19 protein-coding genes and 1 tRNA gene are annotated in these 22517 nt (G+C 64.1%); 5 read left to right on the top strand and 15 right to left on the bottom strand.

The window, feature by feature from the left end; all coding sequences use genetic code 11:
- Nucleotides 1-9 precede the first annotated feature (9 nt).
- The 5 genes from exbD to AB4Z51_RS11515 form a co-directional block, all read right to left on the bottom strand.
- Nucleotides 10-465: a TonB system transport protein ExbD gene (gene exbD / locus AB4Z51_RS11535; protein ID WP_014495997.1), complete on the bottom strand. Its 456-nt coding sequence runs from the start codon at nucleotides 463-465 to the stop codon at nucleotides 10-12.
- A gap of 3 nt (nucleotides 466-468) precedes the next feature.
- Nucleotides 469-1377, bottom strand: coding sequence for a tonB-system energizer ExbB (gene exbB, locus AB4Z51_RS11530; RefSeq protein WP_063983859.1), 909 nt, complete (start codon nucleotides 1375-1377; stop codon nucleotides 469-471).
- A complete protein-coding gene (locus AB4Z51_RS11525; RefSeq protein WP_441268282.1) occupies nucleotides 1374-2063 on the bottom strand; it encodes a Fe2+-dependent dioxygenase in 690 nt (229 codons plus the stop codon). Before AB4Z51_RS11525 ends, exbB begins: the two co-directional genes overlap by 4 nt.
- 20 nt (nucleotides 2064-2083) lie before the next feature.
- Nucleotides 2084-4633 (bottom strand): TonB-dependent receptor, encoded by a 2550-nt coding sequence (locus tag AB4Z51_RS11520; RefSeq protein ID WP_354117475.1) that lies wholly within the window; start codon nucleotides 4631-4633, stop codon nucleotides 2084-2086.
- Nucleotides 4634-5057: 424 nt separating this feature from the next.
- The gene (locus AB4Z51_RS11515; RefSeq protein ID WP_071914955.1) at nucleotides 5058-5297 is read right to left on the bottom strand and encodes a hypothetical protein; all 240 of its coding nucleotides are present in this window, start codon (nucleotides 5295-5297) and stop codon (nucleotides 5058-5060) included.
- A 397-nt stretch (nucleotides 5298-5694) separates the two neighbouring features.
- On the opposite strand from AB4Z51_RS11515, the gene AB4Z51_RS11510 reads away from it, so the two are divergent.
- The 3 genes from AB4Z51_RS11510 (at nucleotide 5695) to AB4Z51_RS11500 (ending at nucleotide 10641) form a co-directional block, all read left to right on the top strand.
- Nucleotides 5695-6867 carry an efflux RND transporter periplasmic adaptor subunit gene (locus AB4Z51_RS11510; protein ID WP_441268283.1) on the top strand — a complete coding sequence of 391 codons (1173 nt, stop codon included), beginning with the start codon at nucleotides 5695-5697 and terminating at the stop codon, nucleotides 6865-6867.
- A complete protein-coding gene (locus AB4Z51_RS11505; RefSeq protein WP_063983863.1) occupies nucleotides 6864-10010 on the top strand; it encodes a multidrug efflux RND transporter permease subunit in 3147 nt (1048 codons plus the stop codon). Before AB4Z51_RS11510 ends, AB4Z51_RS11505 begins: the two co-directional genes overlap by 4 nt.
- Nucleotides 10011-10074: 64 nt before the next feature.
- Nucleotides 10075-10641, top strand: coding sequence for an invasion associated locus B family protein (locus tag AB4Z51_RS11500; RefSeq protein ID WP_167767988.1), 567 nt, complete (start codon nucleotides 10075-10077; stop codon nucleotides 10639-10641).
- A gap of 177 nt (nucleotides 10642-10818) precedes the next feature.
- On the opposite strand, the gene AB4Z51_RS11495 is transcribed toward AB4Z51_RS11500, so the two are convergent.
- Nucleotides 10819-13107: an arylsulfatase gene (locus tag AB4Z51_RS11495; protein ID WP_441497423.1), complete on the bottom strand. Its 2289-nt coding sequence runs from the start codon at nucleotides 13105-13107 to the stop codon at nucleotides 10819-10821.
- 105 nt (nucleotides 13108-13212) lie between these two features.
- Between AB4Z51_RS11495 and AB4Z51_RS11490 the strand changes: the two genes are divergently transcribed.
- Nucleotides 13213-13878 carry a TetR/AcrR family transcriptional regulator gene (locus AB4Z51_RS11490; protein WP_441268285.1) on the top strand — a complete coding sequence of 222 codons (666 nt, stop codon included), beginning with the start codon at nucleotides 13213-13215 and terminating at the stop codon, nucleotides 13876-13878.
- Here AB4Z51_RS11490 and AB4Z51_RS11485 read toward each other — a convergent pair.
- The 6 genes from AB4Z51_RS11485 to AB4Z51_RS11460 form a co-directional block, all read right to left on the bottom strand.
- A complete protein-coding gene (locus tag AB4Z51_RS11485; RefSeq protein WP_441268286.1) occupies nucleotides 13860-14579 on the bottom strand; it encodes an ABC transporter ATP-binding protein in 720 nt (239 codons plus the stop codon). The two genes, AB4Z51_RS11490 and AB4Z51_RS11485, sit on opposite strands and share 19 nt — an antisense overlap.
- Nucleotides 14576-15343: an ABC transporter ATP-binding protein gene (locus AB4Z51_RS11480; RefSeq protein ID WP_071914964.1), complete on the bottom strand. Its 768-nt coding sequence runs from the start codon at nucleotides 15341-15343 to the stop codon at nucleotides 14576-14578. The genes AB4Z51_RS11485 and AB4Z51_RS11480 overlap by 4 nt, the downstream gene beginning before the upstream one ends.
- The gene (locus AB4Z51_RS11475; RefSeq protein WP_071914966.1) at nucleotides 15333-16304 is read right to left on the bottom strand and encodes a branched-chain amino acid ABC transporter permease; all 972 of its coding nucleotides are present in this window, start codon (nucleotides 16302-16304) and stop codon (nucleotides 15333-15335) included. The genes AB4Z51_RS11480 and AB4Z51_RS11475 overlap by 11 nt, the downstream gene beginning before the upstream one ends.
- Nucleotides 16305-16317: 13 nt before the next feature.
- The gene (locus AB4Z51_RS11470; protein WP_071914968.1) at nucleotides 16318-17181 is read right to left on the bottom strand and encodes a branched-chain amino acid ABC transporter permease; all 864 of its coding nucleotides are present in this window, start codon (nucleotides 17179-17181) and stop codon (nucleotides 16318-16320) included.
- Between the two features lie 67 nt (nucleotides 17182-17248).
- On the bottom strand, nucleotides 17249-18502 hold the full coding sequence (locus AB4Z51_RS11465) for an ABC transporter substrate-binding protein (RefSeq protein WP_441497422.1): 1254 nt from the start codon (nucleotides 18500-18502) through the stop codon (nucleotides 17249-17251).
- A gap of 369 nt (nucleotides 18503-18871) precedes the next feature.
- Complete coding sequence (locus AB4Z51_RS11460) at nucleotides 18872-19234, bottom strand: DUF1428 domain-containing protein (RefSeq protein WP_441268287.1); 363 nt, start codon at nucleotides 19232-19234, stop codon at nucleotides 18872-18874.
- 208 nt (nucleotides 19235-19442) lie between these two features.
- Between AB4Z51_RS11460 and AB4Z51_RS11455 the strand changes: the two genes are divergently transcribed.
- Entirely contained in the window at nucleotides 19443-21266 is a 1824-nt protein-coding gene (locus AB4Z51_RS11455) for a caspase family protein (protein ID WP_441268288.1), read from the top strand.
- Nucleotides 21267-21428: 162 nt separating this feature from the next.
- Here AB4Z51_RS11455 and AB4Z51_RS11450 read toward each other — a convergent pair.
- From AB4Z51_RS11450 to AB4Z51_RS11440, 3 genes are all read right to left on the bottom strand, one after another.
- Nucleotides 21429-21502: transfer RNA gene (locus AB4Z51_RS11450), tRNA-Gln, on the bottom strand.
- Between the two features lie 261 nt (nucleotides 21503-21763).
- On the bottom strand, nucleotides 21764-22084 hold the full coding sequence (locus tag AB4Z51_RS11445; protein ID WP_063983883.1) for a hypothetical protein: 321 nt from the start codon (nucleotides 22082-22084) through the stop codon (nucleotides 21764-21766).
- A 73-nt stretch (nucleotides 22085-22157) separates the two neighbouring features.
- Nucleotides 22158-22517 (bottom strand): hypothetical protein, encoded by a 360-nt coding sequence (locus tag AB4Z51_RS11440; protein ID WP_441268302.1) that lies wholly within the window; start codon nucleotides 22515-22517, stop codon nucleotides 22158-22160.

Raw genomic sequence — 22517 nt, 5'->3', positions numbered from 1 at the left:
CGTGCGCCTCTAAGGCTGACCGGCGCCTGCCGCAGGCGCTCCGGGAGCGCCCTCCAGCGCGACCAGCTTCACCCGGGAATAGCCGCCTGAGCGCAAGAGCTCCATGACACTCATCAATTCGCCATACGGCACCGAGCGATCGGCGCGCAGGAAGACATACTTGTCCTTGCTCATGTCGGACAGGCCGTCGAGGGTCCCGATCAACTCGGCGCGGTGGACCGGGTTTTCGCCGATCGCAAGCGTCAGATCGGGCTTGATGCTGAGATAGGTCGGCTTGTCCGGCTTCTTCTGCGGGGTCGCGCTCGAGGTCGGCAGATCGATCGGCAGGTCGACCGTGGAGAGCGGAGCTGCGACCATGAAGATGATCAGCAGCACCAGGATGACGTCGATGAACGGCGTGACGTTGATGTCATGCGTCTCGCCGAAATCGTCGTCGTCATCATTGTCTGCGAGCGAAACGCCCATGGTTCACTCCGCCGCGCGCGAATGCGCGCTGCCGTGGCTGCGGTCGAGATCGCGCGAGAGCAGCCGCCCCGCTGCGCCCGAGGCACGGCTGACGAGCTCGAGATAGCTTTTCGTCACGCGCGAGAAGTGGTTGTAGATGATGACGGCGGGAATGGCGGCGACGAGGCCGATCGCGGTCGCGAGCAGCGCCTCGGCGATGCCGGGCGCGACCACGGCGAGGTTCGTGGTCTGCGACTTCGAGATGCCGATGAAGCTGTTCATGATGCCCCAGACCGTGCCGAACAGGCCGACGAAGGGTGATGTCGAGCCGATGGTCGCCAGCACGCCCATGCCGATGCGGATGCGCCGCGCCTCCGCGCGCACGATTTCGGAAAAGCTCGAGGCCGCACGCTCCTTGATGCCGGCATCGCTGGACAGGCCGGCCGACATCCGCGCCTCACGCAGCGCCGCCGCCAGGAAGGACGGCAGAATGCCCTGCTTGGCGCCGAGCGCCATCTGCGCTTCCGCGAGCGAGCGCGCCTCCGAGATCTTCTTCAGTGCCGAACGAAGCTTGCCGGACGCGACCGACAGCTCGATCGACTTGGCGATCAGGACGGTCCAGGTCATCAGCGATGCGAAGGCAAGCCCGATCATCACCGCCTTCACGATGACGTCCGCCGACATGAACATCACCCAGGGCGACAGCTCCTTCATGGCCGGCGCGATAGCGGCCGCGTCGGGCTTCGCCACGGGCGCCACCACCGCCGGAGCGGCAGCCGGAGCCGGGCTGGCGGTGGCCGGCTGAGCCGTCGCCTGTGCCGGTGCAGGTGCCGCCGGCGGGGTCTGTGTCTGGGCAGAAACAGGGGATACGAGCCAGGCGGCCGCCAGCATCAAGGCGGCGGCAAGGCTTGCTTGGAAGGACATGATCTTCATACTTCGGCCCAGTAGCGAATGAGGTTGTGATAGATACCCGTCAATTTGACCGTTTCGGGATCGTCACGCCCGAGCCGTTCCACCAGCGCCTGTATCGCGGTGTCGAGGTCAAAGATCATGCTCCGGGCTTGATCGTCCCGTATCATGCTCTGAAGCCAGAAGAAAGACGCAACCCGCGTCCCCCTCGTCACCGGCGTGACGAGATGGAGGCTGGTCGAGGGATAGAGCACGCAGTCCCCGGCTTGCAACTTCACTTCGTGCGAACCGTAGGTGTCCTCGATCACAAGTTCGCCACCGTCATACTCTTCCGGCTCGGCCAGGAACAGCGTGACCGACAGGTCTGTGCGGATGCGAAGGCCGGTCAGGCGGTCGCCCCGGATCGCATTGTCGACATGCAGCCCGAAATGATGGCCGCTGTTCGCCGCATAGCGGTTGAACAGCGGCGGGAAGATCTGCAGTGGGATCGCCGCTGCCAGGAAACGCGGGTCCGACGTCAACGCCGAGATGATGCGGTTGCCGAGCTTGCGCGCGACCTCGCTGTCAGGCGGCAACTGCTCATTGCGCTTGACCATTGCTGACTGCGCGCCCGCGGTGGAACGGCCGTCTTCCCATTCGCTGGCGTCCATGATGCGGCGGAATTCCGCCACATCATCCTTGCTCAGGACGCCGTCTATGCATGTCAGCATGGCACCTCGTCGTTACTCCATCAGTAGCGCGCCGAGATCACCAGATAGGCGGCGCGTCCCGGTGCTTCCAGCACGAAGGGCGCGGCGCTCTGGTACAGCGCGTCATAGTAGCGTTTGTCGAAGATGTTGTTCACGAACAGCTTCAACTGCCAGTTCTTGTTGATCTTGGCTTCCGCGAACACATCGAAGCGCCAGTAGCTCGGAAGCGACGTGCCTGCGTTGGCCGCAAGCAACGAGCCACCGTAGATCTTCGAGCGGTAGACGGCCTGCCCGCCCAGTTCCCAGATATCGTTGAACTGGTACTTCGACAGCATGCTGAACGACTGATGGGCAACGTTGGCCAGAGGAAGCCCGACATTGGTGGTGTAGAGAAGCGGCGCGGGCATGTTCGCGGGCTTCACGTTGGACGCCGTAACCTCCGACTGCATCAGGACGAGGCCGCCGAACACACTCCATTTGTCGGTGATCTTGCCGCTCACGCCGAGATCGATGCCGCGAATACGATAAGCGGAACCTGCGGTGATACACGATATGTTGCCGGTCGTGCCGGCGGGATAGACGCATCCCAACGCGGACGCCGTGGCCACACTATTGACGTTCTGTGCCTCGCGCGCATTGTCCTTGGTGGTCTGAAACAGCGCAGCCGTCAGGAGCAGGTGGCGGTCGAACAGCTCCCACTTGGTGCCGAGTTCGATGGCCGTGTTCTTCTCCGGCCCGAAGATCTGATTGTTGCCGCCGGCCAGAGCGGGATTGACGCCGCCATACGCGGTGCTGGTGCCGTCGAACTCGGCGCCCACCGGGTTCGCTGAGGTCGCGTAGGCCACGTACACGCTGCCGTTTGGCGCCGGCTTCAAGGTCAAACCGAGATTGAAGTTGGGAATCAGGAAGTTTGCCGATTGCTGCTTGAGAGCGTTGCCCGCCCCGTATGCAGACGTATCGAGGTTGTAGTTGTCGTAGCGGAAGCCGCCATTGAGGATCAGGAGGTCACGATAGTTCGCACTGTCCATGACGTAGCCGCTGACAGTGTCGATGCCGATCTTGGCCGGCAGACCGGCCAGTGCGAGCGCCTTCCCGGGCAAGAACGTGTCCTGAGGGAAGAAGACGCTGACACCTGTCGGCGAGCCGCCTGGAGTGATCGGAACTCCGTTCCCTTCCGAGGTGAGCCCGAGATACTTGTCGATCGACGACCGCTCGCGATCGACTTCGATCCCGGCCAGCGCGGTGTGCTTGAAGCCGGCCCAGTCCTGGAACTTGTAGGTCGCTTCCGTCTGGTTGGCGAGCACGTCAGTGATCTGGAGACGGCTCTGCGGATTCATCGTGAGCGTCGAATTCGAAAGCGGGTTGGCGATCACCGGCTGCTCAGGCAGCGTTCCGACATAGTTCTGGGTCGAACGAGATACGCGGAACTTGTTGCTGACCATCAAGTCGGGCGTGATCTGCACTTCCGCGTTTAACGAGCCGATGTCCTGGCCGGTCCGGTAGAAGTCGCGGTTGATCTGGCCATACCAGTTGTTGCGGTTGGAGCCGAAGTCCGGGAACGGCCCACCGGCGGTCGTCGCCGTGCTCGGCCGGTAGTAGGGCACGCCGAAGTCCGGCACGCCGGTCAACTCGGTGTGGATGTAACCCCCGGTCACCCTGATCGTGTCGGTCGGCTTCCAGGTCGTGGCGACGAACGCGCCGTTGCGATTATCCTTGACGAAATCGCGACCGGCGACATCGGCGTCCTGGAACAGACCGCCGGCACGAACGGCCAGCGTCGGGTTGATCACCTGGTTGACGTCGAGCACCACACGCTTGGTCTGGTCGGTGCCAAACGTCGTGTCCATGTTGTAGAAACTGTTCTGCGTCGTCGCCTGCTTGGTGACGATGTTGATCGCACCACCGGCGACACCGCGGCCCGCGAAAGTTGAGCCCGGACCACGCAGAATTTCGACCTGCTCGGTGAAGAAGTTTTCACGGACGCTGACGCCCGCGTCGCGCACGCCGTCGATGAAGATGTCGTTGCGGGCATCGAAGCCGCGAATGAAGAAGCGGTCACCGAAGGCATTGCCGCCCTCACCCGTTCCGAGCGTCACGCCTGCCGTGCTCAGGATCGCCTGCTTCAGCGTCGTGGCGTTCTTGTCCGCGAGCACATCCTTTGTAAGCACGGTGATCGATTTTGGCGTGTTGAGGATTGGCTCAGGGAATTTACCCGACGCTTGCACTCGGGTGGCCATATAAGGCGCGGCGGGATTTGCGTACGGATCACGATCGGCAGGACCAGGGCTCGGATTGGCGACAGGCGCTTGTGCGGCCTGCTGCCGCTGCGCCGCGCGCCGCAGCGCGTTGCGCGCGCGAATCTGATCGGCGGTGGGCTTCGAAGCGGTCGGACGCGGACGCTGCTGAGGCGCATCGACGTTCACGGGGGGCAGATTGGTCTGCTGCGCCTGTGCGCCGGTCGAGACCGTCGCGACCGCGATCAGACTGGCGACCGTGGACACAGTCTTGCCGGTCGCAGTGTCGAAATTGTTGCCGAAGGATTTCCGATCCGCGACCGAACGCAACGATCGCGGTGTCTTCATCATGCCCATCACACGCCCCACAGTGCTTATGCTTCCATTGGTCGCGTTGCGACAACGCGACGCATTGGTGCTATCGGGCGTGTTCATGGGGGTCAACGCGATCTCTGCAACACTCCGTTTGAATCCGACCATTTCAAAGCAATTCTAAACTCGGTTGAGTGCGCCGCAGTTTTAAATGGTTCTAAACTTGAACCGTTCTAATCTGGACATTGATCGCTGCGATCTCGTCGTGCCGCATCAACCTTCGAGCTGATGCGCTTCGTCGATGCAGAAACGCGAACGATGGGGCGGTGCTATCGGTCGGAGAAAAGCAGGTCAATGCGATTGATCTGCCTGCACATTTGAATTCATCCAGATCGGACTCGGTGCAGATTTCAATCTGGAAACATGGGCGCATGCGAGAGCTGCGCAGGCGCGAGCAGCGGCGCCGCTCTCAATCGCTGCTCGGCGGCTTCATCAGCGAGAACAATTCGTCGACGGTTTTCTGCGCGACGGCACGCACACGATCGGAGTTGTCCATGCCGGCGATGTTGACGCCGCTAACGACGGCTTTGATCTCGTCGCGGAAGTCGGTCAGAAATCGCAAGGGATCGCGCTGCTCGTTGGCGACGCGCGCGATCAGTCCCGTGATCAGAATCTGGCACGCGATCAGCTTGCCGTTCAGTTCGTCCATCCTGCGCTCCCGTTGTGGCGGGGCCGATATGACCGATGCCGGATTTCCTGACAACCGAAACGCCGTGCAGGCGAATTAGAACCGTTCTCACGGGAGTTGTTTCCGGCTCACTTCGCAGCGCAGCCGGGGCGCCCTCGCGGACAGATCTGCAAGCCGCCCACACCGGCTCCGGGCATTGCCCAAGATTTGCGCGCGGATCGTTCGTGCCGGGAAAATGCAGCACTGCACACCGTAGTGTCACGGAGCTGCCTAGACAGTGCAAAGCTTTCCAATTGTTTAGGATTCCGAACCGATAGTGCTGTTTACACTGGAACTTGGCGTGTATTATACAAGCGCGCTGGAACCCTATGATTGCTCCACAATTCGTAGTTTTGGGCGTAAGAGCCAACGAGCCGACATGAAAAAAACACGGCCGATCCTCTGGATTCTGATCATCGCGGCCGTGGCCTCCGCGGGTTACTATGGCTGGCAGAAATTCGGCTCGCCCGAGGCCGGAAAAGCCCAGACGGCTCAGAAGGGTCCGGCGCGTCCGCCCGCCATCCCCGTCAGCGTTTCGCCGGTCCAGAAGGCCGACTTTCCGGTTTACCTGACCGGTCTCGGCACGGTTCAGGGCTTCAATACGGTACAGGTCCGGAGCCGGGTTGACGGCCAGATCGACAAGATCGCCTTCAGCGAAGGCCAGATGGTCAAGCAGGACGACCTTCTGGTCTCGATCGATCCCCGGCCCTATCAAGCCACGCTCGACCAGGCCAAGGCCAAGAAGGCGCAGGACGAGGCGAATCTCGCCAACGCCAATCTCGAGCTCCAGCGCGCCATGAAGCTTGGCGAGTTCGCGACTGCGCAGCGGGTCGACACCCAGCGTTCCACCGTCGCGCAGCTGACCGCCCAGATCGCCGCCGACGAAGCCGCCATCTCCAACGCCCAGACCCAGCTCGACTACACCCAGATCAAGGCGCCGTTCACCGGCGTGGCCGGGCTGCGCCTGGTCGACGTTGGCAACATCGTCAACGCCTCCACGCAGACGGGAATCGTGACGATCTCGCAGGTCGAGCCGATCTCGGTGATCTTCACCGCGCCGGAAGATCAGCTGCCCTATATCAGCGAAGGCCAGAAGGCCGGTGCGCTCAAGGTGATCGCGTTCACCACCGACGGCAAGAAGACGCTGGCCGAGGGCAAGCTCGCGGTCATCAACAATCAGGTCGACACGACCAGCGGGACTATTCGGCTCAAGGCGGTGTTCGACAACAAGGAACACACGCTGTGGCCGGGCCAGTCGGTTTCGACGCGCCTTCTGGTACGCACCCTGAAGGACGCGACCGTGGTTCCGGATGACGCGGTTCAGCATTCGACCAACGGCCTCTACGCCTATACCGTCAATCAGGACAACAAGGCGGAAGTGCATAAGATCAAGGTCAGCTACGCCATCGACGGCCGTTCGGTCGTCGACGAAGGCTTGAGCCCGGGTCAACAGGTGATCACCGGCGGCCAGTTCAAGGTCCAGCCCGGAAGCCTCGTCTCGACGGCCGTAGCAAGCTCGGATCCGAGCCAGAATAAGGTACGACAGGAATGACCGAGGGCGGGATTTCGGCACCTTTCATCCGTTATCCCATCGGCACCTCGCTGCTGATGGCCGGCATCCTCTTCGTCGGTCTCGTCGCCTATCCCCTGCTGCCGGTCGCGCCGCTGCCGCAGGTGGACTTCCCGACCATCCAGATCACAGCCAATTTGCCGGGCGGCAGCCCCGAGACGATGGCCTCGTCGGTGGCCCAGCCGCTCGAGCGGCAATTCGCCCAGATCCCCGGCATCGCCCAGATGACCTCGACGAGTTATCTCGGCACCGCCTCGATCACCATCCAGTTCGACCTCAACCGCAGCATCGACGGCGCCGCCAACGACGTGCAGGGCGCCATCAACGCTGCAAGCGGCCAATTGCCGAAGAACCTGCCCTCGCCGCCGACCTACCGCAAGGTCAACCCGGCCGACGCGCCGATCCTGCTGCTCTCGGCGACATCCGATACACTGCCGCTGACCACCGTCAGCGATGCCGTCGACGCCCAGCTTGCCCAGCAGATCAGCCAGCTCTCGGGCGTCGCGCAGGTCTTCATCGGCGGCCAGCAGAAGCCCTCCATCCGCATTCAGATCGACCCGGCGAAACTCGTCGCCAAGGGCCTGTCGCTGGAGGACGTGCGCAGCCAGATCGCGATCACCACGGTCGACAGCCCCAAGGGCAATATCGACGGGCCGAAGCGCGCCTACACGATCTACGCCAACGACCAGCTCACCCAGTCCAAGGACTGGAACGACGTCGTCATCGCCTATCGCAATGGCGGTCCGCTTCGAATCCGCGACATCGGACAGGCGGTGAGCGGCGCCGAGGACGCCAAGCAGGCAGCCTGGGCCAACGGCAAGCGTGGCGTGTTCCTGGTGGTGTTCAAGCAGCCGGGCGCCAACGTCATCGAGACCGTCGACCGGATCAAGGCCACCCTGCCCCGCCTCGTCGCGGCGATTCCGCCCGCGATCAAGATCGAGTTGATCAGCGACCGCACCACGACCATCCGCGCCGCGGTCGAGGACGTCCAGTTCACGCTGCTGCTGACCATTGCCCTCGTGGTCATGGTCATCTTCGTCTTCCTGCGCAGCTTCTGGGCGACGGTCATTCCCACCATCACGGTTCCGCTGGCGCTACTGGGCGCGTGCGCCCTGATGTGGGTGGTTGGCTATTCGCTCGACAATCTGTCGCTGATGGCGCTCACCATCGCGGTCGGATTCGTCGTCGACGACGCCATCGTGATGCTCGAGAACATCACGCGCTACATCGAGGAAGGCGAATCGCCGATGGCGGCCGCCTTCAAGGGCTCCAAGGAAATCGGCTTCACCATCGTCTCGATCAGCATCTCGCTGGTCGCGGTGCTGATCCCGCTGCTGCTGATGGGCGGCATCATAGGACGCCTGTTCCGCGAGTTCGCCGTCGTGCTGGCGATGACCATCTTCGTCTCGATGTTCGTGTCGCTGACGCTGACGCCGATGATGGCCTCGCGCTTCCTGCGCGCCCATGGCGAGGTGACCCACGGCAAGTTCTACCAGTGGAGCGAACGCGCCTTCGACGGCATGCTGCGCGGCTACGAGTACGTTCTCGATCATGCCCTGGCCTGGCGCCGCACCACGCTCCTGATCTTCTTCGCCACGCTCGGCCTGTCGATCTACCTGTTCATCCTGATCCCGAAGGGCTTCTTCCCGCAGCAGGACGTCGGCCTGATCACCGCGACCTCGGAAGCGTCCCAGGACATCTCCTTCGCCGAGATGCAGCGGCGCCAGGTCGAGCTCGGCAAGATCGTGATGGACGATCCCGACGTCGCCACGATCGCGATGAACATCGGCGGCAGCGGCCGCGCCGGCAACAACGGCAATTTGTTCATCACGCTGAAGCCGCGCAACGAGCGCAACGCGTCGGCGCAGGAGATCATTGCCCGGCTGCGCCCCAAACTCGAGAAGGTGTCGGGCGCCCGCCTCTACATGCAGGCGGCCCAGGACGTCCGGCTCGGCGGCCGGCCGACGCGCACGCAGTTCGAGTTCACGCTACAGGATGCCGACCTCACCGAGCTCAACGACTGGGCGCCGAAAATCCTCGCCAAGATGCAGACGCTGCCGCAACTGCGCGACGTCGCGACCGACCAGCAGACGCAGGGCACCACGGTCCAGCTCAAGATCAACCGCGACACCGCATCGCGCTACGGCATCCAGCCGCAGCTGATCGACGACACGCTGTATGACGCCTTCGGACAGCGGCAGGTCACGCAGTATTTCACCCAGCTCAACACCTACAAGGTGATCCTCGAGATCCTGCCGGAGATGCAGGGCAGTCTCGACAGCCTGAACAAGCTCTATCTGAAATCGCCGCTGACCGGCGACCAGGTGCCGTTGTCGACCTTTGCGACCTGGACCACTGATCCGGTCCGCCCGCTCTCGATCAGCCACCAGGGCCAGTTCCCGGCGATCACGATCAGCTTCAACCTCGCCCAGGGCGTCGCGCTCGGTCAGGCCACCGAGGCCGTGCAGAAGGCGATGGCCGATCTCGGCGCACCCCCGACCCTGAATTCGAGCTTCCAGGGCACCGCGCAGGCGTTCCAGCAGTCGCTCGGCACCGTGCCGCTGCTGATCCTCGCAGCCCTCGTCGTGGTCTATCTGATCCTCGGCATCCTGTACGAGAGCTACATCCATCCGATCACGATTCTGTCGACCCTGCCCTCGGCCGGCGTCGGCGCGCTCCTGATCCTGATGGCGGCCGGCTTCGACTTCAGCCTCATTGCATTGATCGGAATCATTCTCCTGATCGGCATCGTGAAGAAGAACGGCATCATGATGGTCGACTTCGCCATCGCGGCCGAGCGCGACGAGCACAAGACGCCGGAGCAATCGATCCGTCAGGCCGCGCTGTTGCGCTTCCGGCCGATCATGATGACGACGATGGCCGCCCTGCTCGGCGGCGTGCCGCTGATGCTCGGCCACGGCACCGGCGCCGAGATCCGCCAGCCGCTCGGCTACGCCATGGTCGGCGGCCTGATCGTCAGCCAGGCGCTGACGCTGTTCACCACCCCGGTGGTCTATCTCTATCTCGACGAGCTCAACAACTGGTTCTCGGGCTGGGGCCGTTCGGGTGACGGCAAAGGTCACGAGGCGCCCGAGCACAGCACCGTCAAGCAGGCCGCCGAGTAAGCTTGCACCGCGGCTTCCGCGACGCTACAGCGAGGCCCTCGGTTCACGCCAACGCGGTTTCGCCATGTCCATGCAATCCAGACTTGTCGCCCTCGCCGCCGCCCTTCTGCTGTCGACAGGCGGCGCGTATGCCCAGCAGAGCGCCAAAAAGAACGCCGCTTCCCCTGCACCGGCCGCTCAGCCCGCGCCAGCTCCGACCCAGCCGCCGGCTGACGGTGCGCAGCAAGCCGGATGGGTCGTGCGCTGCACCAGCGTCAGCCGCGACGCGCCGCTCGAATGCGCAATGGAGCAGAACGCGGTGCTGACCAAGACCGGCCAGACCATCGTCCTGATCAACATCCGTATCGCGCCCGACACCCGCACGCCGGTGGCGCTRCTGCAATTGCCGCTCGGCCTCAACCTGCCCGTCGGCGCCAAGCTCCAGGTCGACGAGGGCAAGACATTCGATCTTCAGATCCAGACCTGCGAGAACCGCGGCTGCTACGCCTCGACGCCAATCGCGGCGGACCTGCTCGCGGCCTTGCGGTCGGGCAAGCAGCTGAAGGTCTCCTTCCAGAACATGGCCAAGGAGGCGATCGCGATCCCGATGCCGCTGGGCGATTTCGCAGCGGCCTACGACAAGATCAAGTAAGGCCCACACTGTCATCGCCCGCCTTGTGCGCAATTGCGCACTGGGGCGGGCGATCCAGTACTCCGAGACGTTTATGGTTCAATCGATAGGCCGCGGCGTACTGGATGCCCCGCCCCCGTGCGCGATTGCGCACTAGGCGGGGCATGACACCGGTTCTCGCCGCCCAACCTCCCGCCCCTACTGCCGCGCCATCTGCGCATTGCCGACGGCATCGCCGTCGAGCTTCTGGTCGTCGTGCATGGTCACGGTGACGCGCAGCAGCCGCCCCTCGAACTCGAACGGCGCCTCGTAATGCGACACGGGGCTGCCGCGGTCGCGGCCGATGTCGAGGCCGGACCACGAGATCAGCGTGTGGAAGCCGAGCTGGGTCTGGAGCGACCCCGCCGGCTCGCCGTCGATCAGCAGCGTGTATTCGGTGACGCCGGTGCGCGAACCCTTCGCCGGCGGCTCCTTGCGCACGAGCCGCTCGACATGCACACCGAGCCGCCGCGCGCCTGACGACACCTTGCGGTCCGACCGCACGACCTGGTGGCTGCCGCCGATGTTGAGGTCGTGCACGAGATGGCCATCCCTGACGTAGAGGCTGTAGCCCGACGTCGCGTCGCCATGCGAGATCAGCACGCCATCGGATCCCCCCTCCTCGATCTCGACATGCGCCTCGATCGTGTAGCTGCGGCTGCGCACGTCAGGCGCGACATCGGTCGGCACGTGGCCCATGCCGGCGTGGAAGACGAAATGGTGGCGCGCACCATGGAAGCGCGCGGCGTTCTCGGCGAAGCGCGGACCGAAGCGGTCGTCGAGCGGCAGAACCTTGTGCTTCTCGGCCTCCGCCCACCACGTCGCGATCATTGCTGCCAGACGCTCCGGCTCCTTCGCGGCGAGATCGTCGGTCTCGGAGAAATCCTGGTCGAGATGAAACAGCTCCCATTTGTCGTTCTCGAACGGCGTGCCCGAGGGATGGAAGGCGACCGCCTTCCAGCCGCCCTGCCAGAGGCCGCGATGGCCGAACATCTCGAAATATTGCGGCGAGCTTTTTGAGGACACGGACGCATCCATGATCGAGCGCGCAAAGCCCTCGCCTTCCAGCGGCATCTGCGGGCAGCCCGCGATCTTGTTCGGCGCCTCGATGCCGATCAGCTCGAGCAGCGTCGGCGTGAGGTCGCAGGCGTGGACGAACTGGTGCCGCAGCTCGCCTTTGCCTGCGATCTTCTTCGGCCAGTTGATGACGAAGGGATCGCGGATGCCGCCGCCATGGGTGTTCTGCTTGTAGCGCCGCAGCGGCGTGTTCGACGCCATCGCCCAGCCATGCGGGAAATTGCTGTGGGTGTCGGGCCCGCCGATGTCGTCGATACGGCTGAGCTTCTCGGCGATCGGCTCCGGCTTGAAGTTGAACGGCCCCATCGCGTTGACGAAGCCGAGCGGCCCGCCCTCCTGGCTCGCGCCGTTGTCGGACATCACGATGATCACGGTGTTGTCGCGAATGCCGGCCGTTTCCAGGAACGAGACAAGCCGAGCAAGATGCCGATCGGAATGATCGAGCATGCCGGCGAAGGCCGCCTGCAGGCGGGTGAAGACGCGGCGCTCATCGGTCGAGTGCTCCTCCCAGGCCTTGACGCCGTCGTTGCGCGCCGGCATCCGCGTTCCCTCAGGCACCAGCCCCATCGCCTTCTGGCGTGCCAGACGCCGTTCGCGCTCGACGTCCCAGCCGTGCGCGAATTCGGCGTCATAGCTCATGATGATATCGGCCGGCGCCTGATGCGGCGCGTGGCAGGCGCCAAGTGCGACCCAGGTGAGCCAGGGAACGTCAGGACGGTCGGCGACATGGTCGCCGATGAAGCGGATCGATTGGTCGATCAGATCCTCGGTCAGATGATAGCCGTCCGCATACGTGCCCGGTGGATCGATATGCGTGTTGTCGGAGACGAGCTCCGGCGCGTACTGGTCGGTCTCGGCGTCGAGGAAGCCGTAGAAGCGGTCGAAGCCACGGCCGAGCGGCCAGCCGTCGAACGGGCCGGTGGCGCCGCTTTCGGTCAGCGGCGTGACGTGCCATTTGCCGACCATGTAGTTGCGATAGCCATGTCCGCGCAGCATCTCGGCCAGCGTCCCCGCCTCACGCGCGATCTTGCCGCGGTAGCCGGGATAGCCGGAATCGAAATTGGCAAGGCAGCCGACGCCGACCGAGTGATGATTGCGTCCTGTCAGCAGCGCGGCGCGCGTCGTCGAGCACATCGCCGTGGTGTGAAATCCTGAGTAGCGCAGGCCTTCGGCGGCGAGCCGGTCGATAGTCGGCGTCTTGATTGCCGAGCCATAGCAGCCGAAATCGGAGAAGCCGACGTCGTCGAACAGCACGACCAGGATGTTCGGCGCGCCCTCGGGCGGCCTTGGCGCCTCCGGCCACCAGGGTTTTGACTCCGCGACTGTCTTGCCGACGGTGCCGCGGAACGGCGTGCCGCTGTTTGCGCTCATCTGCTCCTCCCGATGTTGCCCGGCGGCTGCGGTTGACCCGTGGCTCGGCCACGCCTAAATTATAATCCGAATTATTATTATTGTTTTAGCCGGATGCAAGCACGGATGCGGCCAAGCTCGGACGAACCCGATTTCGACCTGCCCGGCGTTGCCCCGTCGCGGCAGAAGCGCAGCCGCGAGACGACGCTGGCGCTGCTGCGCGCCGGCGCCGACATGCTGCGCACGCGCAGCCTGGCCGAGCTGTCGATCGAGGCGCTCTGCACCGAGGTCGGCGCCACCGTCGGCGCCTTCTACAGCCGCTTCGAGAGCAAGGAGGCCTATTTCAACGCACTGATGGCGCTGGCTGCGCGCGACGGTGAGCAACGGCTCGGCGACATGCGGCGCCCATCGCCGGATGCGGACCTCGACAAGCTCTGCCACATCATCGTCAGCGGGATCATCGCCTGGATGCGCAACCACGAGGGCGTGCTGCGCGCCGCGCTTCAGCACGATGACACCCGTCCGGACAAATGGACGCCGTTCAAGGCCCTCGCGAAGGCAACGACGCAACGCGCGACCCCTCTCCTGCTCCCGGCCATGGGCAAGGGACGCAAAGCCGCCAAGACCCTCACGATCGCCTTCGGCTTTCAGGTCATACTGGGCTCGCTGGTGAACGCGATCCTCAACGATCCCGGGCCGCTGTCGCTTGGATCAAAAGAGATGGAGACGCGGCTGGCCGGTTGCCTGTTGCTGTTGCTCCAGGCGGAGATCAATCAGTCGACGCCGAGATAGGCCTTCTGCACCTGCGGATCCTGTGCGAGCGCCGCGGCCGTGCCGGACAGCACGCTCTTGCCGACCTGGAGCACGGTCGCAAAGTCCGAGACTTCCAGAGCGAGCTCGATCGACTGCTCGGCAAGCAGGATGGTCAGGCCCTCGCGATGCAGGCGGCCAAAGGTCTCGTACATGGATTCGACCACCGCCGGCGCGAGGCCGAGCGACGGTTCGTCCAGCATCAGCAGCTTCGGGTCGCTCATCAGCGCGCGGCCGACCGCGAGCATCTGCCGCTCGCCGCCGGACATGGTGCCGGCGCGCTGGTTGCGGCGCTCCCTCAGGCGCGGGAAGATCTCGTAGACACGCTCCAGCAAATTGGCCTGGCGCGACTTGTCGTGCAGCGGCGTCGCGCCGAGCATCAGATTGTTCTCGACGCTCTGCTGCACGAACAGCCGCCAGCCTTCCGGCGACAGCGCCAGTCCCTTGCGCACGATCGCAAAGGCCTTCTGGCCGGCRATGTCCTCGCCGCGAAAGCTGATCGATCCGGAATGCACGGGAATGAGACCCGCGATTGCGTTCAGCGTCGTGGTCTTGCCGCCGCCATTGGAGCCGAGCAGCGCGACGACGCTGCCCTCCGGCACTTCCAGCGAGACGTCGGAGACACCGATGAGGTCGCCATAGCGCACCTCGAGGTGCTCGATCCGAAGAAGCGCGCCGCTCATAGGTCCCGCCCGCCCATCAGCTCGACCGGCGTATGGCCGGCCGCGGCCTTCGCCGCGCGTTTGCCGAGATAGGCTTCGATCACCGCCGGGTTCGAGGTGACCTCGCGCGGCGAGCCGCGGGCGATCTCCTTGCCCTGGTGAAACACCATCACGCGGCTCGCAAGCGACATGATCACTTCCATGATGTGCTCGACGATGACGAGCGTGATGCCGGAACGGTGGATGTCGCGCACGAGATCGATGGCGAGCCTCACCTCGTGGGCGTTGAGCCCGGCCATGGCCTCGTCGAGCAGTAGCACCTTCGGCTCGGTCGCCAGTGCGCGGGCGATCTCCAGCCGCTTGCGGCCGGGTGTGCCCAGCGAGCGCGCTGGCGCATCCGCAAGCCTGCTCATGCCGACGCGCTCCAGCACCGCGCGCGCCCTTGTCTCGGCCTCGTGGCGATGCGAGGTGCGCAGGAAGGCGCCGATCATGACGTTCTCGAGCACCGTCATGCCTTCAAAGGTCTGCGGCACCTGGAAGGTGCGCGCAAGCCCGAGCCCGGCGCGCTGCTCCGGCGCGAAGTCGGTGATGTCGGTCCCCTCGAACAGCACGCGGCCCGAGGTGGTCTTGAGGTCGCCGGTGAGGCAATTGAAGAAGGTGGATTTGCCGGCGCCGTTCGGGCCGATCAGGCCGAGAATATCGCCCTGCTCCAGCGTGACGGACGCATCGTCCACCGCCTTGAAGCTGCCGAACGCCTTTGTGATCCCGCGCGCCTCAAGGAGCATGGCCGGCTCCCTTATCTGCGCCGGGCTTCCGTCGTCCCATGAACAGGCTGAGCAGGCCGCCGGGCTGGAAGCGTGCGATCAGCACGATGATCGCGCCATACAGGACGAAGGTGAGGCCGGCCCCCTTGCCGCCAAGCCAGCTGTTGGAGATCTCCTCCAGCGGCACGAGGATCGCGGCTCCCACCAGCGGACCGAACAGCAACCCCGCCCCGCCCAGCGCCGCCATGATCAGGATCTTGACCGAGATCAGGATGCCGAGCCCGGACTCGGGATCGACGAAGCCGAACATCATCGCATAGAGCGCGCCGGCAACGCTCGTCAGCGCCGCGCTCAGCATGTAGGCGTAGAGCTTGGTCCGGCTCGCGGGTGCGCCCAGGGAACGTGCGGCCCTCTCGGAATCCTTGATCGCGCGCAGATAGAATCCCATGCGGCTGTTGGTCATCCACCAGGTGACGAGCAGCGTGATCACGAGGACGACCAGGAAGAGGTAGTAGTACGGCAGCGACGACAGGAACGAGAGATCGAAGATGTTGCGCGGGACCGTTGGACCGGAAAGACCCACGGCCGCGCCGAGCCAGTCGGTGTTGGTGACGATCAGCCGCATGGTCTCGGCGACCGCGATCGTCGCCATGCTGAAATAGTGACCCGACAGCCGCAGCGTCGGCACGCCGATGATCGCGGCAAGCCCCACCGCCAGCACGATGCCGCCGGGGATGCCGAACAGTGGCGACAGCCCGAACTTGGCGTAAGACCCCATCGCGGCATAGGCGCCGCAGCCGAAGAACACGACATGGCCGACCGAGACCTGGCCGGCATAGCCGCCGACGATGTTCCAGGCCGACGCGGCGATGGCATAGAGCAGCACCAGTGCGCCCAAGCGCTGCTGGAACGGCGAGGACAGCAGCAACGGATAGGCAATCGCCAGTGCTGCGACGATTGAGAGCCAGATCAAGCGCCGCATTGCAGCTTTCTCATCAGAGCTTGCCCATCAGGCCTTGCGGCCGGAACCAGAGGAAGAACAGGAACAGGACATAGACGACGATGTCCTTGTAGACCGCACCGATCAGATAGCCGGAGAGCGACTCGATGACGCCGATCAACAGGCCCGCGACGAGCGCGCCTGGCACGCTGCCGAAGCCGCCAAGGGATACCGTGACGAAGGCGACGATGCCGAGCGTCTCGCCGACCGTCGGCACGATGTAGAAGAAGTTCGCGATCAGCGCGCCGGCAAGGCCGGTGGCGCCGGCCGCGATGGCCCAGGCAATCGCCTGCATGGTATCGGGCCTGATGCCCATAAGCTGAGCCGCGGTCTGATCCTCCGCCACCGCCAGCATTTTTGAACCAAGCGATGTGCGCGTCAGAAGCAGGTGGAGGCCGAATGTCACCAGCAGCGCGACGACACCGGCAAGCAGCCGCGAGGCTTCGATCCGCAGGCCCGCAAACGCATAAGTGCCGCCGACGATATTCGACGGCATCGACAGGAAGTTGGCGCCGAACCACCAGAACACGGAATAGCGCAGCAGCAGCGCGAGCCCGAACGTGCCGAGGATCTGCGCCAGCATCGGCCCCTTCATGATGTCGCGGATCAGGGCGAAATAGACGACGACCCCGACGGTCGCGAGCACCAGTGTCGCCAGTGGGGCGCCGAGGATGGGCCCGCCCCCCATCAGCGTATAGACGACATAGGCGACGTACATGCCAAGCATGACGAAGTCGCCATGCGCGAAATTGACGATGTTCATCATGCCCCACACCAGCGTGAGGCCCGAGGAAAACAGGGCGTAGACGGCGCCAAGCAGAAGCCCGCCGACAATCACCTGCACGAGTACGAAGGACATGAGCTGCGTTGCTCTGATCAAAACATTCTGGGAAAGGCGGGACGCGCGGTCCCGCCTTCAGGCAATCTTACCAGCCCTTGTAGGGCAGTACCGGCGCCTTCTCGGCATTGGCCTTCGGCCATACCGCGACGTAGTTCTCGCCATCCTGGAGCTGGATGATGGCGCCGGAAGCCAGGATGTTCTGGCCCTTGTCGTCGAACTTCACGCCCTTGTAGCCGATCATGAGCTGCTCGGGCTTTAGGTCCGTCGCCTTCAGCGCGGCCTGGATCTTTGCAGGCTCGGTCGAGCCGGCGCGGTCGATGGCATCGGCCAGCACGAAGAAGCCCTGCATCTGCCGGGCGACCGTGTCGTCCATCTCCTCGCCGCTCTTCTTCTTGTACATCTCGGCGATGATGGCGGACGCCGAGCCCGGCGGTCCCACGACCCAGGACGAGCGGTTGAAGACGCCTTGCGAGATCTTGCCGACCGCCTTGGTGAAGGACGGATCGGAGTAGCCGGCATCGTCGGCCAGCAGCACGGCCGGCTTGTAGTCGAGCGACTGCATGGTCTTGGYGAACAGGATCGCATCCGACGTGTAGCTGATCATGATGACGACGTCGGGCTTCTTGTCCTTGAGCTGGAGCACCTGGCCCTGCAAGTCGGTCGCATTGACGGGATAGGCGATGTCGAGCGCGATCGGTTGGCCCTTTTCCTTGAAGGCGCCGGCGATCGTGTTGGCGACCGAGGTGCCGTATTCGGTGTTGTCATGGACCACCGCGACGCTGTCGGTCTTGGCACCCTGCGCCTTGATGTCGGCGAGGAAGTCGACATAGATCTTGGCGAAATCGGTCGCAATCGGCGTGGTGCGGAAGAACCATTTGAAGCCGCGCTCGGTGAGATTGGCGGCGACCGATTCCGAGTTCAGGAAAGGAACGCCGTATTTCTCGGCGATCGCGCTCGAAGTCAGCGTGACGCCGGACTGGTAGGAGCCGAACACGGCCGCCACCTTCTCTTCCGTGATCAGGCGTAGCGCCTGATTCTGGCCCGTCGCCGGGTTGCCCTGGTTGTCGGCGAACACAGCCTCGATCTTGGCGCCGCCGAGGCCGGCAAGGCCGGCGTTCTTCGCCAGCGGCAGATTGCCAAGCTCAGGATGGGCGTTGTTGATGATGTCCATGGCGACTTCGAGCGCCGCTTTGGCGTGCGCACCGATCGAGGCGGTGCCGCCGGACATCGGCATGATGACGCCGATCTTGATGACCTTGTCCTGGGCCTGCGCGCCGGAGCCGAGCGCAAGGAACATCGCGGCTGCGCAAAACAGCCCGGTGACGTGCTTGAAATTCATCAAATCAGACCTCCCAAAGGGTTTCCCCAACCAAGCTATTTTGGAAGCTTCAGGCTAAGCGCCCGCTTCCGTTTGTTTATGCCTGGTGGATCTAGGATGGCATGCCAGCCGGACACCGGCAAGACGAAACGGACTTGCGCAATGCTGCATGGGAGGCAGCGAACGCGCCGGCGCGGGCGGCGTTCAAATCCGGCGTCGCCCGGCGCGAACGCGGTAACTCGAACGGTGGACGTCATTGCCATCTGCAGGGGTGGGTTAACACTGCGACTGTGCCAAGCGCGGTCCGCTGGCGTAACCCGGCCCCCGTGTGTTTCCGCGAACGCAGAGGCGGTGGGTGACGCTGTCGCCAACCCACCCTGCGAGACGCCGTCAGCCGACGATGTCGCTCGCCCGCAGCAGCGTCGTGAAGCCGCCATAGATCATGCGCTTRCCGTCGAAGGGCATGTCGGCGCCCTTGAGCCGCTCATCGGCCATCACCTTCTTGTTGACGGCATCGCGGGTCTCCCGGTCACGGTAGACGATCCAGGAGAACACCACGACCTCGTCCTCCTTCGCGATCACCGCGCGCGGAAACGAGGTCAATTCGCCATAGGGCACGTCGTCGCCGATGCACTCGACGTAATCGAGCGCGCCGTGTTCCATCCACACGGCGCAGGCCTTTCGCGCCAGCGCCTTGTAGGCCTCGATCTTGTCCTTCGGCACGGCCAGCACGAAACCATCGACATAGGGCATCACGGGATCTCCTTTGGGTTGCCTGCCCCAAGGACGAAGCGGCGCACGGCGATCCGACACGTCATCGCACCCGCAAGGTGAGGCAAACTGTCGCGAGGATTTCGTGCGCTACTTCACATTTGAAGCTCGCCGCGCCGTGACATCATCCCGGACGTTTGCGCTCGCACATCGGCTACTTCAGATTGCAATTGAGCAGAAGGCAGCTTTCATGAGCACCCGCCTGTCATTGCTTTGTGTCCACGGCGTCGGTCACGCGGAGATCGACGCCGAGTTTCGAAAGTCATGGTCCGAGGCGATCATACGCGCCGTCCAGTCCGTCGATCAGAGCCTCAACCCGGCCATCGACTTCCTCTCGTATGACGACCTGTTCGACAAGAGCCCGCCCAACCTCGTCACCTACAGCATCGCCTTGGCGAAGCTGCTGGCGAGCGCGACAGTCCATGGGATCGGTGATCTGCTCTCGGGCACGCGCGGCCTCGATGACGTACCGACCCTGATCAGATGGACCGCGGGCATGGTCGCCCAGTGGTCGGTGGATGAGCAGTTGCAGGCCGCGCTGCGCGGCGCAGTCCTCGACAAGCTGAAGAGCGGCAACTACGACGTTGTCCTGGCTCACAGTCTCGGCTCGCTGATCTGCTACGACACGTTCGTGCGCAACCCCGCTGCGATCAGGGACAAGGTCTTCGTCACGTTCGGCTCGCAGATCGGCAATCCCGCGGTGCGCGACGTCTTCGCAGGCCGCATTCAGGACCTTCCCTGCCGGAAATGGTACCATCTGTTCAACCGGGAAGATCACGTTCTCACCTATCCGCTCGAGATCGCCGCAGACAATTTTCAGCAGGTACTGACACCGTTCGATGTCCCCAACGATCTCCTGAATCACAACGCGACCTGGTACCTGTCGCGCCCCGAGACCGTCGCCACCGTCTGGCACGACGTGGTCCCGGTGCCGGCGTCACGCTCCATCGTCAGCGCCGCGCGGGGAATTGCCCGCATTGACGCCCGGCCGACCCGCCGCGCCCTGCTGATCGGCATCAACGACTATCCCAAACCCGCGGACAGGCTCGAAGGATGCGTCAACGACGTATTCCTCATGAGCTCGGTGCTGCAGGAAAGCGGCTTCAAGCCGGACGAAATACGCGTCGTGCTCAATGAGCGGGCGACGGCGCAGGGCATCATGGAAAGGCTTCACTGGCTGCTCGAGGGCGTCCGCGACGGTGACGAGCGTATGCTGTTCTACTCGGGCCATGGCGCCCAGATTCCCAGATACAGCCCGAGCGGCGCACCGGATAGCGTCGACGAGTGCCTGGTTCCCTATGATTTCGACTGGACGCCCGAGCACGCCATTCTCGACCGCCAGTTCAGCCAGCTCTACTCACAGCTTCCGTACGACTGCTATTTCGTCGCCATGCTCGACTGCTGCCATTCCGGCGGCATGACACGTGACGGTGGTCCGCGTATCCGCGGCCTGACGCCGCCCGACGATATCCGCCACCGGGCGCTGCGGTGGGAGGCAAGCGAAGGCATGTGGGTGCCGCGCGAGTTCCCGCCCCTCAACGAGAGTCTGAGCAAGAGCAAGAACGGCGCCGACTATCTCGGCGACAACGGCGCCACGCAGCGGCTCGGGCGCAGCATGGCGCTCCGCACCCAGCCCGACAAGGAATACAACAAGACGCGGGCCGAGCTCGGGCATCACGGTCCTTATCTGCCGATTCTCCTCGAGGCCTGCCAGGAGCAGGAGCTATCCTATGAATATCGTGACGGCGTCACATCGTATGGCGCCTACACGTTCTGCATGGCGAAGGTGCTGCGCGAACAACGAGACCGCGGCGCCAATCCATCGTTCCGGGAGCTGAACGAGCTCGTCACGGCCAAACTCCGTCGCCTCAAATACAACCAGACGCCGAATCTCGTCGGCGCCAAGACGCGCGTCAGCGCGAAAATTCCATGGGGCGCGGCAGATGCAGGTCGCGGCCAGCGACGGGCGCCGAAAAAGCGTGCCACCAAGACGGGCCGGAAGAAGCGCCGCTAATCATTTCGCCTTGCATCGCGGGGCGGCGCATCGCGGACGCGATGAGTCGGGCCAACGCGCCGAGGTGGCACCGACGAAAGGAAAGGCCTGCCGACGRCACGTCAGGCTCGCGACGCGGGCCCGATTCAGAGCAAGTTATGATCTGGGTAAATCGCCCGGAACTGGCTGGGGAACCTGGATTCGAACCAAGACAAACAGAGTCAGAGTCTGTTGTGCTACCGTTACACCATTCCCCAACGGAATAGCCGAACAAATTCAATAGCTTGCTGACTTGTTCAGCTGCGGCCGGAAGCGCGTTTGGCGCAAATCACGGCTCAGGCGTGGCAGCGTTCTACCCGCTCGGCCTTGGGCTGGCAAGCGCTGCGGTGCACGGGCCTGTGAACCGGCGGCCCGACTGCGCCGGTAACCAAGACCCGCCGGCGCAGGCAGCGCCTGATCCAGTTCGCTGATGCCTGCGGCCGAAAATCCCCCCGTCTGCTGCTTCATCAGCGCCTCAGCTAGTTCGAGCCGCAGACTCGAACCACGATCTCAGCCTTGCCGTTCGCGATCATCACCTGGCCGTATTCGTCCTGCGGCGGGCTCTCCTCGTAGCGGAGCGGGATCGTGGTGATCGCTTCCTGCGCTTCGCCACCCGGCTGCTGCGTGTTCACGTCGAGGATCAGGATCTTCGGGTTGATCCCTTGCGGCGAACGCCTGGTCAGCCGGGCCTGCCAGCCATCGGTCGGTACTCTCACGTCGCCGACCATGACCAGCTTGGGCGGCGCGCCTGGCGCCCGGTCGATCCAGGCCTTGAAGGTGTTTCTCAGCAGGACAGTCATGACACGTCTCTCCTTTGCCAAGCTGCGAATTGTCCGCCCCTCGTCCCGACACGCGGCGCCGGCCTTTCGCCTATTAAATCAGCGCAGCCTGACGGACAGATATCAGGCCCCGACAAACCACCCGATCGCCGCCTTCCCCTTCGACCAGGCTTTCAAGTCCCGGCTGCCGCCTTGGCGCGGATCGCGTTGGCGACGGCCGGAGCCTCACCGCCAACGCCTTCACGGCCGGCAAGTTTTCCGGCCCGCCGACGGCTTTGGCCGCTTCCGCAACCTTGTTGATGTCGGGGACGCTCTTCTTCACGAACGCGTCGATGAAGTCAGCGCCAGCGTATCCGGCCGCCAGGACGCTCAGGAGAAATTGCCGGCCGATTTCCTTCGGCTCGACCATAAGCCCCGCGGAGATCCCCGCCACGCAGCCGATAACGATCGACAC

It is taken from the genome of Bradyrhizobium sp. 2TAF36 (assembly GCF_052114925.1).
Lineage (GTDB): Bacteria > Pseudomonadota > Alphaproteobacteria > Rhizobiales > Xanthobacteraceae > Bradyrhizobium > Bradyrhizobium barranii.
The sequence above is the reverse complement of the archived record's forward strand: the minus strand, read 5'-3'. Positions and strand labels throughout refer to the sequence as shown.